This is a genomic window from Pseudomonas sp. DR 5-09, assembly GCF_001655595.1.
Taxonomy (GTDB): Bacteria; Pseudomonadota; Gammaproteobacteria; order Pseudomonadales; family Pseudomonadaceae; genus Aquipseudomonas; species Aquipseudomonas pharyngis.
In genome coordinates this window covers 5,337,013-5,349,863 of sequence record NZ_CP011566.1, presented here as the reverse complement: position 1 = coordinate 5,349,863, position 12,851 = coordinate 5,337,013, and the positions used below count along the sequence as shown (strand labels likewise).

Here is a 12,851-nt window from a genome sequence, read left to right as displayed (position 1 = left end):
GGGCGTTTTTTATGTCGCAATATCAAGCGAAGCTTGGGGTCTCGCTGCTTTCTTCCACCAGTTCAAGCGCAATGTTGTTCTGCGTGTTGATCTTGCGATACAGCGCCGCGTCGGTTTCCAGGACCTTTTCACGGGCCGGGAAGATTTCCGCCAGTTTGGCAGCCCATTCACCCTTGGCCTTGGCCGGGAAGCACTTCTCGATCAGTTCCAGCATGATCGAGACGGTCACCGAAGCACCCGGCGAAGCACCGAGCAGGGCGGCGAGGGAGCCGTCCTTCGCGGCCACCAGTTCGGTACCGAACTGCAGGATGCCGCCCTTTTTCGGGTCTTTCTTGATGATCTGCACCCGTTGGCCGGCCACTTCCAGGCGCCAGTCTTCGGCTTTCGCCTCGGGGTAGAAACGGCGCAGGGATTCCAGGCGCTGTTCCATCGACTGCATCACTTCGCTGACCAGGTACTTGGTCAGGTCCATGTTGTTTTTCGCCACGGCCAGCATCGGCCCGATGTTGCCGGCGCGAACCGACAGCGGCAGGTCCATGAAGGAGCCGTGCTTGAGGAACTTGGTGGTGAAACCGGCGTATGGCCCGAACAGCAGGGATTTCTTGCCGTCGACCACGCGGGTGTCGAGGTGCGGCACGGACATCGGTGGCGAACCCACGGCGGCCTGGCTGTAAACCTTGGCCTGGTGATGCTTGACCACCTCCGGGTTGTCGCAACGCAGCCACTGGCCGCTGATCGGGAAGCCGCCGAAGCCTTTGCTTTCTTCGATGCCCGAAGCCTGCAGCAGCGGCAGGGCCGCGCCACCGGCGCCGAGGAACACGAACTTGGCGTCGACTTCACGGCTGCTGCCGCTGTTGACGTCCTTGATGCTGACGGTCCAGCCATTGCCGTTACGCTTGAGGCCGGTCACGCGCTTGCAGTACTTGACCTGAGCATCGGGGGCGCTGGTCAGGTGCTTGAGCAACTGATTGGTGAGGGCGCCGAAGTTGACGTCGGTGCCGTTGATCACGCGGGTGGCGGCGAGTACCTGGTCTTTTGGACGACCCGGCATCATCAGCGGCATCCACTCGGCCATCTTCGCCTTGTCTTCGGTGTATTCCATGTCGGCGAAGGCGTGGTGCTTGTGCAGCGTATTGAAACGTTCCTTGAGGAACGACACGCCTTTCTCACCCTCGACGTAACTCAGGTGCGGCACCGGGCTGATAAAGGATTTGCACGAGCCGAACGTGCCTTTCTTGGTCAGGTACGACCAGAACTGCTTCGACACCTCGAACTGGGTGTTGATGTGCACGGCCTTCTTGATGTCGACGGTGCCGTCGGCAGCCTGCGGCGTGTAGTTCAGCTCGCACAGGCCGGCGTGGCCGGTACCGGCGTTGTTCCATGGGTTGGAACTCTCCGCGGCACCGGAATCCATCAGCTCGACGACTTCCAGCTTGATCGCCGGGTCGAGTTCCTTGAGCAGTACTGCGAGGGTGGCACTCATGATGCCGGCCCCAACCAGAACTACGTCGACTGCTTCGTTATGCGCCATTTAACGCGTCTCCAAAATCTGCAGCACCAAATTGTCGGCATGGCTGCCAGGCGTCCAGGGCAGGTCAGTTGAGCCCCGGGTATCTTTGGTCAGGTGTGCCATGTCCGAATCTTCGCAATTTTTCGCAACTTCGACGGATGCGTGCGGCCTGGCTTCAAGAGTCCCATGAACTCATTTCGGCACGGGGCTGGCAATTCGACTTATGGTCGAGACATCCGTTTGTGCAACCAAATCCGTAGCGGACAGGCTTCAGGCTCCGGTAGTCGAGGCGTTCCCGTTCCTGTGTCGTTGGGCTGTTTCAGACGCTAATGGTGCATGTTCAGACGCAAAACTATTCATTTGCTCGCCACACTCTTGTGAAGTTGTGAAAACCCGTTTTTTTCACGCTCTTTTGAAGACGTGAACCTCAAAAAGGGCTGTCCGGGGCTGGCACCGTGCCCGGAGGGGCAAACAACTCAGTGGCCGAGCGTCATGACAGCTCTGCAGATTCGCGAAAAGCGGGATTTGCCAGGGAAACAGCAAGCACGCCAGCTTCACTCGATCTGTGTGGGCGGCTCTCTGTGGGCGATTTGGATGCCAATGCAAGCGCATTGACGCTGTTGCGGGGCCCGATCAGGAGACGTCCTTATAATCGGGGGGAGATTGTATCGAAGAAATGCGCGGAGTTGGTCGAGTTTAATGACTTTTATTAGGCATCCGGTCAGATGCTCAACATCGCCTGAGCCCGTGCGCGTGGGCGCTGCTGTTCGACCCGGGCGCTGGCGGGCAGTGGCTGGTGCAGCCAGTTGAGACGGATTTCCTCGATTTCCACCCAGCCATCACCCATCGGTTGCAGGCTGCATTGCTTGAAGGCCTGGCAATGGCCGTTGCGGTCGAGCAGGGCGAAGCTGCGGTGCAGTGGGCGTGGGGCGAACAACGAGATCAGATAGCGCATGGCAGTGCTCCTTTTAGGGATCTGTGAGGAAGATTGGCAAAGGGCCGTGACGCGCACGTGTATGGGGGGTGACGAATGTGTGACAGGAACCGCTGGCAGCGGGTTTTGTCAGAGATTTCAGTGCTGGTGACCCACAGTGGCCCACCGCTATACTGCCGGCCTGTCTGTGCCTGATTCTGGAGAGAAGAGCATGTTGCAACGCCTGTTGTTCGGTTTGATCACTGTGACCAGTTTGACCCTGGTTGGCTGCGCCCACAGCCCGCAACAACTGAGCCCGGAACCGAAGCTGACCACTCAGCTGGCACCGGTCGGCCATGGCCAGCCTGTCGTGGTTCGCGTGGTCGACGGTCGTCCGTCGCCAACCCTCGGCACCCGTGGCGGCCTGTACCCGGAAACCAGCGCCATCACCGTGCAGCGCGAGCAGATCCTGCCGAAGCTGCAGGCCCAGGCTGAAGCCGCCGTGCGTCTGCTCGGGTTCACCCCGACCAACAACGCGCCCAATGCACCGCAGTTGACCGTGACTTTGGCCGAACTGAAGTACCAGTCGCCCAAAGAAGGCATGTACGTGACCGAAGCCACCATCGGCGCCACCTTCCGCTCCGACGTGCAGAACGCCAACCGTCGCTACAGCGGCCGTTACGGTGCCTCGCTGGATCAGCGTTTCGGCATGGCGCCGAACCAGGAAACCAACACCAAACTGGTCAGCGATGTGCTGAGCGATGCGCTGACCCGTCTGTTCAAGGATCCGACCGTGGGTCAGGTCCTCGCCGAGTAAGTATTCGGTTGCTGCGAAAAAAGCCCGGGGCCAGTGATGGCTCCGGGCTTTTTCGTTCAGGCGGCTTGTGAATAGAGGTCGAGGACGCTGACGCCGGTCAGCAGGTCGGTCTCGGGCAAGTCTGCATGCTGGTGCCCGCCGAGGGCGCAATACACCAGCCAGTGACGGTCCTGAACATTGAAGGCCAGGCTGCCGACGAGGGCTTGCTGCTCGTCGGACGGAGAGATGAGGTACAGGCGATCCTGGTTTTCAGCGTGAAGCATGTCGCGTTCCGTGTCGGTTTCGAGGCGCGCAGGGTGACTGAAACAAATGACGATGCCGTGACACAGGACAGCCATCGGTCGATTGAGGGGCTATTTGTCGCAAAGGGTAGGGCAGTCGGGGAGGGTTCCGGTAGAATCCGCGCCGCGGTCGTCGGTCTGGCGCTCGCCATACCGGTTTAGATTGAGGTCTGTGATGTCGCTGCACTTGATGACGCTGTTTACCGCCCATCCCGCCAAACTGATCAATCTGCTCGCCCTGCTGTTGGCCTTTCCCGGCAGTTGGCTGCTGCACGCGACCCGTCGCCGTGAACAGCGGGCCATGGCCAGTATCGCAGCCCAGCGCCAGAACCAACCCGATCGGGAGCCGGTACTCGATTGGGCGACCCTGCGCATGAACCGCTTCTTCTACCGCTTCGGTTTTGCCTGCCTGGGCCTGGCGCTGCTGGTGTCGTGGATCAGTACCCGCTTCTGAACGAAGAACGGCGCCCGAAGGCGCCGTTCTTGTATCCGGCCAAAACCGCTTACAGCGGCAGGCCAGCCTTGACCCGGTACTGATTGCGCACCGGCGTCGCATATTGCAGCACCAGATACGGACGATGCTCCTCGGGGCAGGCGTCCAGACGGTTCTGCCATTCTTCCTGGGCCTTGGCCAGTTCCTCGGCACCAAACACCTCGGCAGCCTTCGGCACGTTCAATTGCGGGTCGGCATCCGCCCACTGCGCGTATGCCAGGTAATGCACCGGGAACAACCGGTAGCCACCGAGAATCTGCTTGTCCATCTCGACCGCCAATTGCTTGGTGTCTTCGAACAGCTCGGTGATCGGCGCGGCGAAGTTCACGTGCACCCGGCCCTTGTAGCCGGTGATGCCCTTGGCGATGCTGACGTCATCCTCGCCCGGCGCCTTGCTGTAGGTGCCGGTGGTGGCGCGGATGTACAGCTCGCGGGCCTTGGCCTGATCGCACGGGTCGTATTCGTAGCTGATCGACACCGGGGTCAGGTTCAGCGACTGAATGACTCCGCCGAACGGCTCGTCCTTGCGACTCATGTGGAACATCTTGAGGATCGCCGACTCGGTACGGTCGTCGCCGTCCTTCGCGCGGCCTTCAGCCTGGGCGATCCAGATCGAGGCGCAATCGTTGCGGATCGAGTGGTTGATGTACGCCGACAGCAGTTGATACGCGGCCATTTTCTCGCGGCGCCCGGTGATCGAGCGATGCACGATGAAGCTCTTGTTCAAGCGCATCAGGTCGCTGACGAACGGCTTTTGCAGCAGGTTGTCGCCAATCGCGATGCGCGGCGTCGGCAGGCCGGCGTGGTACACGGCGTAGTTGACGAAGGCCGGGTCCATCACGATGTCGCGGTGGTTGGCGATGAACAGATAAGCGCTGCCGGACTTGAATTGCTCGACACCGGTGTAGGTCACGCCGTCGGTGGCGCGCTCGATGGTGTGGTCGACGTAGAACTCGACCTTGTCCTGCAACGTGGCCACGGAGGTTACGTCGGCAAACTCACGACGCAGCCGATGGGCTATAAGTGGTTTGAGCATCCAGCCGAAGGCACCGGCAAAACGCGGGAAGCGGAAGTGGGTGAGGATATCTAGAAACGCCTTGTCGCCGAGCAGTCGCGCCAGTACCGCAGGTACTTCGCTGTCGTCGTAAGGTCGGATGGCATCGAATTCGCCCATCATGCTCTCTTGTTGGAAACGGCTAGGGTAAGTAAAGGTTTTGATCGAAAACCAACGGGGCACGGCCTGAAAAAGTAGCCAGACAAAAATAGCCCTGCAAATAGACCGGCGATTATACGCACAAGTCACCCGGGAGACCGCGATGCTGGAAAGCGCAGTATATGAATGTCCGTATTGTGGTGAAGAGGTCGAGACGACCGTGGATCTCTCCGCTGGCGACCAGACCTATATTGAAGACTGTCAGGTGTGTTGTCGGCCGATCACCTTTGTGTTGCAGGTCCATGGAGAGGACTGGTTTCTGGAAGTCTTCAGCGAAAACGAGTGAGGCACGGCCATGCAGCGAATCTACGAACCGGAAAACCTGATGGAAGGCGAGATGCTCAAGGGCATGCTCGCCAGCGAGGGCATCGAGGCGCATCTGGTCGGGCGCGATCTGCTGGGCGGCACGGGCGAGTTGCCGATCTTTGGACTGCTGGGCCTGTCGGTCGATAACGACCAGGCCGAATACGCCCGTGAGCTGATCAGTGCGTACAATGCCGCGCTGCCGCTGCCCGGCGATGAACCGGACAGCTATCCCGGGACGCTGGTCTGTTAGGCTGGCGTTCGTTTTATTTGTGAGTCGTGCTGCCCCATGTGTGGACGTTATGCCCTGTTTCGCTGGAACCGCGATTTCGCGTCCCTGCCAGGTTTTCCTGCCGATCAGCAGGCGCAGTGGAACATTTCCCCCAACGATTCGGTGTTGATGCTGCGCGCCGAACCCGACGGCCAGCGCACGCTGGCCCGTGCCCGTTGGGGGCTGACACCGCCGTGGCTGACCGACCTGTCGCGCACCCCGGCCCACGCTCGGGCCGAAACTGTCGCCGAACAGCCGATGTTCCGTGAAGCCCTGCGCTTGCGTCGTTGTCTGCTGCCGGCCAACGGGTTTTACGAATGGCGCGGCAACGTGCGCAAACGGCCGTACTGGCTGACACCGGGAGAGGGGGCTTCGCTGTTTTTTGCGGCGATCTGGGAGGCGTATCCGGTGCAGGAACAGGTGTGGCTGAGCACGGCGGTGATCACCCAGCCGGCGGCCAGTCAGCGCCGTCCTTTGATACTCGATGAGGCGGGGCAGGCGGCGTGGCTCGATCCCGAAACGCCGCTGCATGTCCTGCAAGGCCTGCTCGCCAGCGAACCCGCGGCCTTGCGCGAGCGGGTGCTGGCGAATCTGGTCAATGATCCGAAGCTCAATGGCCCGGAATGCCTGACCCCGGCCTGATGCATCCAGATCAAAAGCCCCCTCATCGGAACGCCGCCCGCCCAGCCCTCTCCCGGTGGGAGAGGGAGCCGACCGAGGTGTCTTGAGCGATCCAGCGACTTGATACACCGAGTTGATTATGGATTCAGCGAATATCTTTCAGGTCGGTGTCATTTTGAAATATCCCCCATCAGTCCCCTCTCCCTCCGGGAGAGGGTTAGGGTGAGGGAGCTTTTGGCTTTTGACTTTTAGCCTTCGACGTCAGACCTTGAACTGGTTGATCAACCGCCGCTGCTGCTCCGCCAGTTTGGTCAGATCGGCACTCGCCGAACTCGACTCATCCGCACCACCCGCCACTTCGTTCGCCACCTGACCGATATTGATCACATTGCGGTTGATATCGTCGGCCACCGCGCTCTGTTCCTCGGCAGCGCTGGCGATCTGGGTGTTCATGTCGTTGATCACCGAAACCGCCTGAGTAATCGTTTCCAGTGCTTCGGCTGCCTTCGCCGCGTGCTGCACACTTTCGTCGGTGCGGTTCTGGCTGTCCTCCATGACCCGCACCACATCGCGTGTGCCCTGTTGCAGTTGCTGGATCATGCTCTGGATTTCTTCGGTGGCCTTCTGGGTTTTCTGCGCCAGGTTGCGCACTTCATCGGCCACCACCGCAAATCCGCGTCCCTGTTCACCAGCGCGGGCCGCTTCAATCGCCGCGTTGAGGGCCAGCAGGTTGGTCTGCTCGGCGATCCCGCGAATGGCAATAAGGATCGCGTTGATGTTCTCGCTGTCCTTGGCCAGGGTCTGCACCACGTCCACAGCTTTGCCGATTTCCACGGCCAGCACACCGATCGAATTGGAGGTGTCGCGCACGATCTGCATGCCCTGACTGGCGGCCTGATCGGCGTGGCTGGCGGCTTGTGCAGCTTGGGTCGCGTTACGCGCCACGTCTTGCGCGGTGGCGGTCATTTCCTGCACGGCGGTGGCGACCTGATCGATCTCGGCCATCTGTTTCTGAATGCCGATATTGGTGCGGATCGCGATGTCCGCCGTGTGCTCCGAGGAATCGCTGACGCTCTGTACCGACGACACCACCTGCGTGATCATCCCCTGCAGTTTGGCGAGGAAGGTATTGAAGCCTTTGGCGATTGAACCGAGTTCGTCGTTGCGATCACTGGTCAGGCGGCGGGTCAGATCGCCTTCGCCTTGGGCGATGTCATCGAGCATGGTCACCATCTGTTTGAGCGGGCGAGCGATGCCGTGACCCACCAGCCAGATCACCAGCAAGCCAAGGCCGGCGATGATCAGGCCGACCATGGCCATGCCGAAGGTGTCGGATTTGCGCTGGGCGTCGAGGTCGCCTTGGAGCTTTTGCAGGTCGGCCATCACCGCGTCGAGCGGCAGTTGCAGCATCAGCGTCCAGCGTGCGTCGGTCTGGCCGATGCCGAATGGCAGGTACAACTCGATCCGGCCTTGCTCTTTATTGACGGTGTACGTCACTTCGCCGCGCTTGAGATTGGCCATGTTGGCAATCTGCTGGGCGTCGAGGATGTCGCTGACCTTCTCGCCGAATTTGCTTGGGTCCTTGGTGTAGGCGACGATCCGGCCGTTGCCGCCGATCAGGGCCATTTGCCCGGCGCCGCTGTACAGTTTCTGGTTAGCGCTCAGGAGCATTTCCTGGATGAAGTTCACCGACAGGTCGGCGCCGACGATGCCCTGGAAGGCGCCGTTGAGCATGATCGGTTCGATAAAGGAGGCGAGCATGACGATCTTGTCGCCGACCTTGTACGGGGCCGGATCGATCACGCAGGATTTTTTGGTTTCTTTCGAGCACAGGTAGTACTCGCTGGCGCGCACGCCGGTGGACAGGACTTTCTGGTCGTCGACGTCCACCAGTTTGTCCAGGCCCAGGGTGCCGTCGTCGTTGCGGAACCACCACGGCAGGAAACGACCGTTGCCAGGGTCGATGCCGACAACCTGAGTGCCGACGTAGGCCGCGTCATTATGGTCCAGTGCGTTTTTTTCCCAGCCGATGTAAGTGCCGAGAATCTTCGGATTCTTCTCGACGTTTTCCTTGATCAGGCTGATCAGTTGCTCACGGTTGACGGTCAGTCGCGGCTGACCATCGGCGCCCGGCGTGCCGAGCAGGGCGTTGACCCGCACCAGTCCGCCGGCAATCAGCAGCGGTGCTTCGAGTTCGCGCTGGATCTGGCTGACCTGAGTCTGCGCCAGCGAGGTCAGGCGCTGTTCGATGACTTGCTCGAACTGGGCCTGGGTCCGTTGCTGGACCATTTCCTGGGTGCGGGCACCGGAGAACAGCGCATACAGCACCAGCGCGGCGACCACGCTGAGTACGATGGCGCCGGCCAGGGCGGCCACGGAAAACTGGATCGACTTGAACTTCATGGGAGCTCCGCGCGCGAGAGGACGTCTGCGCTCCTGTATCGGCAGCCACTATTGCGCCATGAGGTGACGAGGGATCAATTGAGGGCGGATGTCGCAAATGGATCAGTGCGCGACGCTGTGGCAGAGGGATTGGCGGCGGATGTGAATCTTTTCCTACAGGGGCGGGCGGGTCTTGCGAAAGTGGATGCATCACGTCCGTTGTATCTGGCGCCGATACAATTACCCGCCTAGGATACGCGACAGGTTTTCAGGGAGCTTTTGAATGAACAAGACATTGGTTGTAAGTGCACTGAGCGCAGCGCTGTTGCTGGCCGGTTGTCAGTCGGTCAACACCACCAGCGGCGGTGCCGTGGGCGTGGAACGCAAGCAGTACATGTTCAGCATGCTGTCCTCGCAAGAGGTCGACCAGATGTATGCCCAGTCCTATCAGAAGACCGTGGGCGAAGCGTCCAGCAAAGGCGTGCTGGACAAGACCAGCAACGATGCCAAGCGTGTTCAGGCGATTGCCAACCGCTTGATTGCCCAGGCACCGAACTTCCGCCCGGACGCGGCGCAGTGGAAATGGGAAGTCAACCTGATCAAGAGCGACGAGCTCAACGCCAACTGCGGGCCTGGCGGCAAGATCATTTTCTACACCGGGCTGATCGACAGCCTGAAACTTACCGACGATGAAATCGCCGCAGTCATGGGCCATGAAATCGCCCACGCCTTGCGCGAGCACGGTCGGGAAGCGATGTCCAAGGCCTATGGCATCGAAATGGCCAAGCAGGGCGCCGGTGCGTTGCTCGGCCTGGGTCAGGACAGCCTGGCGCTGGCCGACACCGTGGCCAACTATGGCATGACGCTGCCGAACAGCCGCGCCAACGAAAACGAGGCTGACCTGATCGGTCTGGAACTCGCCGCGCGTGCCGGGTACAACCCGAACGCCGCCATCACTTTGTGGGACAAGATGAGCAAGGCCTCTGAAGGCGCACCGCCGGAGTTCATGAGCACTCACCCGTCTTCCAGCAGCCGCACGGCTGCCTTGCAGGCGGCGATTCCGAAAGTCATGCCGCTTTACGAGAAAGCGCCCAAGTCCTGAAGTCATGATCGCTCCCGCACTCAATGCGGGAGCGATCTGCCGGATCAAACCCAGCCGCTGCTCTGCATCGCCTTGTACACCGCGACAATCGCCAGGATCAGGAACGCCGAGGCCGCCAGTCGACGGATCAGAGTCAGTGGCAGTTTCTCTGCCGCAAAATTACCCGCCAGTACCACCGGCACGTTCGCGATCAGCATGCCCGCCGTGGTGCCAATAATCACCAGCCACAGCTCCGGGTATTGCGCCGCCAGCATCACCGTGGCGATCTGGGTCTTGTCGCCGATTTCCGCGAGGAAGAACGCAATCAGCGTGGTCAGGAATGGCCCGAACTTGCGGGCGGTGCTGGCTTCATCGTCATCCATCTTGTCCGGCACCAACGTCCACAGGGCGGTGGCGGCGAAGCTCGCGGCAAGAATCCAGTGCAGGACCGAATCGGAGAAGAAGCTGCCGAACCAGGCGCCGACCGCACCCGCTGCCGCGTGGTTGGCCAGGGTCGCAGCCACGATACCGGCGATGATCGGCCAGGGTTTGCGAAAGCGAGCGGCGAGAATCAGCGCGAGCAGTTGCGTCTTGTCGCCGATTTCGGCCAAGGCAACGATTGCGGTGGGAACGAGTAACGAGTCCAGCATCAGGATTTCCTAAGGGGCGGGTCGACACGGCTATGACACGTACAGCCTTCCCGCCCCGGGTAAGGTGTGCGTGTCATAGGTCTTGTCAAACCCTGCGATCCGTCTGCTGCGGACGCTTGGGTCGCATACGCCATGATCTGAGGATCAAGTATGTTGACGTATGCCGGACGAGCTTGGCGCTCGTGGGAGACTACTCCCCTAGGACGGAGCGGATTCTGCCTTCGCGAATCCGATAGAGCAAGAACAAATTTTCAGCCGCGCTTGGCCCGGTAAATCCGGAATCCATTGCCTTCGGCCTTGATCGCACACACCCCGAGATGCTCTTCGATCAGCGGTTGATATTTCAGGAAGCTGTTGGCAACCAAGCGAAGTTCGCCGCCGTTTTTCAGATGTTTGGCCGCTTTTCGTAGCAAGTTTTCGGTAGCGAAATAGTCGGTATGCACACCGACATGGAACGGCGGGTTGCTCAGGATCGCGTTCAAACCCATCGGCGCGGCATCGATGCCGTCACCGGTCAGCACTTCGGCTTCCAGACCGTTGGCCGCCAGGGTCAAACGGCTGCTGGCGGCAGCGAAGGCATCAACGTCGAGCAAGGTGACCTGATTGTGCGGGTAACGACGCTTGACCGCCGCACCCAGCACGCCGGCGCCGCAACCGAAGTCCAGCAGATGGCCGCTCGGCAGTTTGTCCAGATGTTCCAGCAGCAGGGCGCTGCCGCGATCCAGTCGGCCGTGGCTGAATACGCCCGGCAGGCTGATGACTTTCAACGGACCTTCGGCCAGCGGCAGTTCGTAGGTCTGCGCCAGGCTTTCCAGCGGTTTGGCTTCAGGAGCGTTGGCCACCGTCACTTGCCACAATTGGCAATGGCGCGCGCTGTCGAGCTTGCGCGGTTTGCCGAACGGGTTGAGCTGTTTGGAAGCGCCTTCGATACCGCTGCGTTTTTCCCCGACCAGATACACCTCGCGCCCGGCCAGGCGTGAAGCCACGGCATTGAGGATGTAATCGGTCAGGTCCTTGGCCTTGGGCAGGAACACCACCGCCGTGTCGAACGAGCGCTCCGGCACGTTCACGCCAAAATGGCTGCGCCCTTCGAAGCGCGCATCGAGTGCAGCCTGGTCGCCGGCGTGCCAGCACCAGCCAAACGCCTCGGGCAGGCGCCCCAAAAGATCATCGGCAGGCAAACCGGCCAGCAACACTGAACCCTGGAATAACTCGGCCTGACGAAGCAGTACTTCACTGCGCGGATCCATAACTGCTCCTGTGAAAAAAAGTGCCGCAGTTTATCAACTGACGACCCGCAGCGCCTTACCGCTGTAGAACGCCTGGGTGTTTTCCACCAGTTGGCCGACGATTCGCTGCCGCGCTTCGCGGCTGCCCCAGGCGTTGTGCGGGGTAACGATCAGGCGCGGGATATCGGCTGCCAGCAGCGGATTGCCTTGGGTCGGCGGCTCGACGCTCAGCACATCGGTGGCAGCGCCGCCCAGATGACCGCTGCGCAGGGCATCGGTCAGGGCCTGTTCATCGATCAGTCCACCACGGGCGGTGTTGACCACGAAAGCGCCGTGTTTCATCGAAGCGAGTTCGCGGGCGCCGATGAAGTGCCGAGTGTGTTCGTTGAGCGGGCAGTGCAGGGTGAGGGCGTCGATCTGCGGCAGCAATTCTTCCAGCGGCAGACGATCCGGACGGGTCGGTCGCCCCGGAATCTGCCCCAGCAACACACGCATGCCGAAGGCTTCGGCCAGACGCGCGACCGCGCCGCCGAGTTCGCCGTGTCCAAGCAGGCCGAGGGTTTTGCCTTCCAGCTCGACGATCGGGTAATCCAGCAGGCAGAACTGTTTCGCCTGCTGCCAGCGGCCTTCGCCGACGGCTTTTTGATAATCGGCCAGGCGCGTGGCGAGGTTGAGCAGCAGCATGATCGTGTGCTGCGCCACCGACGGCGTGCCGTAACCCTGACAGTTGCATACGGTGATGCCGTGGGCGCGAGCGGCGGCCAGATCGACGTTGTTGGTGCCGGTCGCGGTGATCAGGATCAGTTTCAGTTGTGGGTTGGCGGCCATGGCGGCGGAATCGATCAGCACTTTGTTGCTGATCGCCACGGTTGCACCTTGCAGGCGCTCGGCTACCTGCGCAGGCAACGTCTGAGCGGACAGTTGCAGATCACTGAAGCAATCACGCAAAGGGCTCAAGTCGAGATCGCCAAGATCCAGCGAAGGGTGATCGAGGAATACGGCGCGGTGGGCGTTCGTCATCAACTGTACCTGTCGTGCTTTGAAGGGAAGGCGTAATCTGCCGAGCCTACCAGATGAAACAACTCGT

The 12,851-nt window shown here is 60.9% G+C and carries 14 protein-coding genes, 1 pseudogene and 1 riboswitch; of the genes and pseudogenes, 6 read left to right on the top strand and 9 right to left on the bottom strand.

What is annotated here, in order from left to right; translation table 11 throughout:
• Positions 1 to 22: 22 nt before the first annotated feature.
• On the bottom strand, positions 23 to 1,531 hold the full coding sequence (gene mqo, locus PDR5_RS23995) for a malate dehydrogenase (quinone) (protein WP_064599354.1): 1,509 nt from the start codon (positions 1,529 to 1,531) through the stop codon (positions 23 to 25).
• A gap of 700 nt (positions 1,532 to 2,231) precedes the next feature.
• The gene (locus PDR5_RS23990) at positions 2,232 to 2,465 is read right to left on the bottom strand and encodes a hypothetical protein (RefSeq protein WP_039766297.1); all 234 of its coding nucleotides are present in this window, start codon (positions 2,463 to 2,465) and stop codon (positions 2,232 to 2,234) included.
• Positions 2,466 to 2,655: 190 nt separating this feature from the next.
• On the opposite strand from PDR5_RS23990, the gene PDR5_RS23985 reads away from it, so the two are divergent.
• Positions 2,656 to 3,240, top strand: a complete 585-nt coding sequence (locus tag PDR5_RS23985) for a YajG family lipoprotein (RefSeq protein WP_007951676.1) — start codon at positions 2,656 to 2,658, stop codon at positions 3,238 to 3,240.
• Between the two features lie 56 nt (positions 3,241 to 3,296).
• Here PDR5_RS23985 and PDR5_RS23980 read toward each other — a convergent pair whose 3' ends face one another.
• Positions 3,297 to 3,503, bottom strand: coding sequence for a hypothetical protein (locus PDR5_RS23980; RefSeq protein ID WP_064599352.1), 207 nt, complete (start codon positions 3,501 to 3,503; stop codon positions 3,297 to 3,299).
• Between the two features lie 193 nt (positions 3,504 to 3,696).
• Here PDR5_RS23980 and PDR5_RS23975 point away from each other — a divergent pair, with 193 nt between their 5' ends.
• Positions 3,697 to 3,975 (top strand): hypothetical protein, encoded by a 279-nt coding sequence (locus PDR5_RS23975; protein ID WP_039766296.1) that lies wholly within the window; start codon positions 3,697 to 3,699, stop codon positions 3,973 to 3,975.
• Between the two features lie 49 nt (positions 3,976 to 4,024).
• Here PDR5_RS23975 and PDR5_RS23970 read toward each other — a convergent pair whose 3' ends face one another.
• A complete protein-coding gene (locus tag PDR5_RS23970; RefSeq protein WP_172829507.1) occupies positions 4,025 to 5,188 on the bottom strand; it encodes a 1-acyl-sn-glycerol-3-phosphate acyltransferase in 1,164 nt (387 codons plus the stop codon).
• A gap of 142 nt (positions 5,189 to 5,330) precedes the next feature.
• On the opposite strand from PDR5_RS23970, the gene PDR5_RS23965 reads away from it, so the two are divergent.
• The 3 genes from PDR5_RS23965 to PDR5_RS23955 are packed head-to-tail and all read left to right on the top strand — an operon-like array spanning position 5,331 to position 6,443.
• Entirely contained in the window at positions 5,331 to 5,513 is a 183-nt protein-coding gene (locus PDR5_RS23965; RefSeq protein ID WP_011335896.1) for a CPXCG motif-containing cysteine-rich protein, read from the top strand.
• Between the two features lie 9 nt (positions 5,514 to 5,522).
• Positions 5,523 to 5,783 (top strand): putative signal transducing protein, encoded by a 261-nt coding sequence (locus PDR5_RS23960; RefSeq protein ID WP_011335895.1) that lies wholly within the window; start codon positions 5,523 to 5,525, stop codon positions 5,781 to 5,783.
• Positions 5,784 to 5,819: 36 nt separating this feature from the next.
• Positions 5,820 to 6,443, top strand: coding sequence for an SOS response-associated peptidase (locus PDR5_RS23955; RefSeq protein WP_064599348.1), 624 nt, complete (start codon positions 5,820 to 5,822; stop codon positions 6,441 to 6,443).
• Positions 6,444 to 6,683: 240 nt separating this feature from the next.
• On the opposite strand, the gene PDR5_RS30605 is transcribed toward PDR5_RS23955, so the two are convergent.
• Together PDR5_RS30605 and PDR5_RS30600 are read right to left on the bottom strand one after the other, a co-directional pair.
• Positions 6,684 to 7,427: a methyl-accepting chemotaxis protein gene (locus PDR5_RS30605; protein ID WP_371857322.1), complete on the bottom strand. Its 744-nt coding sequence runs from the start codon at positions 7,425 to 7,427 to the stop codon at positions 6,684 to 6,686.
• A 114-nt stretch (positions 7,428 to 7,541) separates the two neighbouring features.
• Positions 7,542 to 7,736 (bottom strand): annotated as a pseudogene (locus PDR5_RS30600) (HAMP domain-containing protein); the annotation flags it as partial.
• Between the two features lie 1,351 nt (positions 7,737 to 9,087).
• On the opposite strand from PDR5_RS30600, the gene PDR5_RS23945 reads away from it, so the two are divergent.
• Positions 9,088 to 9,906 (top strand): M48 family metallopeptidase, encoded by an 819-nt coding sequence (locus PDR5_RS23945; RefSeq protein ID WP_039766290.1) that lies wholly within the window; start codon positions 9,088 to 9,090, stop codon positions 9,904 to 9,906.
• Positions 9,907 to 9,950: 44 nt separating this feature from the next.
• On the opposite strand, the gene PDR5_RS23940 is transcribed toward PDR5_RS23945, so the two are convergent.
• From PDR5_RS23940 to PDR5_RS23930, 3 genes are all read right to left on the bottom strand, one after another.
• Positions 9,951 to 10,535 carry a TMEM165/GDT1 family protein gene (locus PDR5_RS23940; protein WP_007956837.1) on the bottom strand — a complete coding sequence of 195 codons (585 nt, stop codon included), beginning with the start codon at positions 10,533 to 10,535 and terminating at the stop codon, positions 9,951 to 9,953.
• 87 nt (positions 10,536 to 10,622) lie between these two features.
• Positions 10,623 to 10,747, bottom strand: a riboswitch (yybP-ykoY riboswitch).
• 39 nt (positions 10,748 to 10,786) lie between these two features.
• A complete protein-coding gene (locus tag PDR5_RS23935; protein ID WP_064599344.1) occupies positions 10,787 to 11,785 on the bottom strand; it encodes a class I SAM-dependent methyltransferase in 999 nt (332 codons plus the stop codon).
• 33 nt (positions 11,786 to 11,818) lie between these two features.
• Positions 11,819 to 12,784: a 2-hydroxyacid dehydrogenase gene (locus PDR5_RS23930; RefSeq protein ID WP_064599342.1), complete on the bottom strand. Its 966-nt coding sequence runs from the start codon at positions 12,782 to 12,784 to the stop codon at positions 11,819 to 11,821.
• Between the last annotated feature and the right edge of the window lie 67 nt (positions 12,785 to 12,851).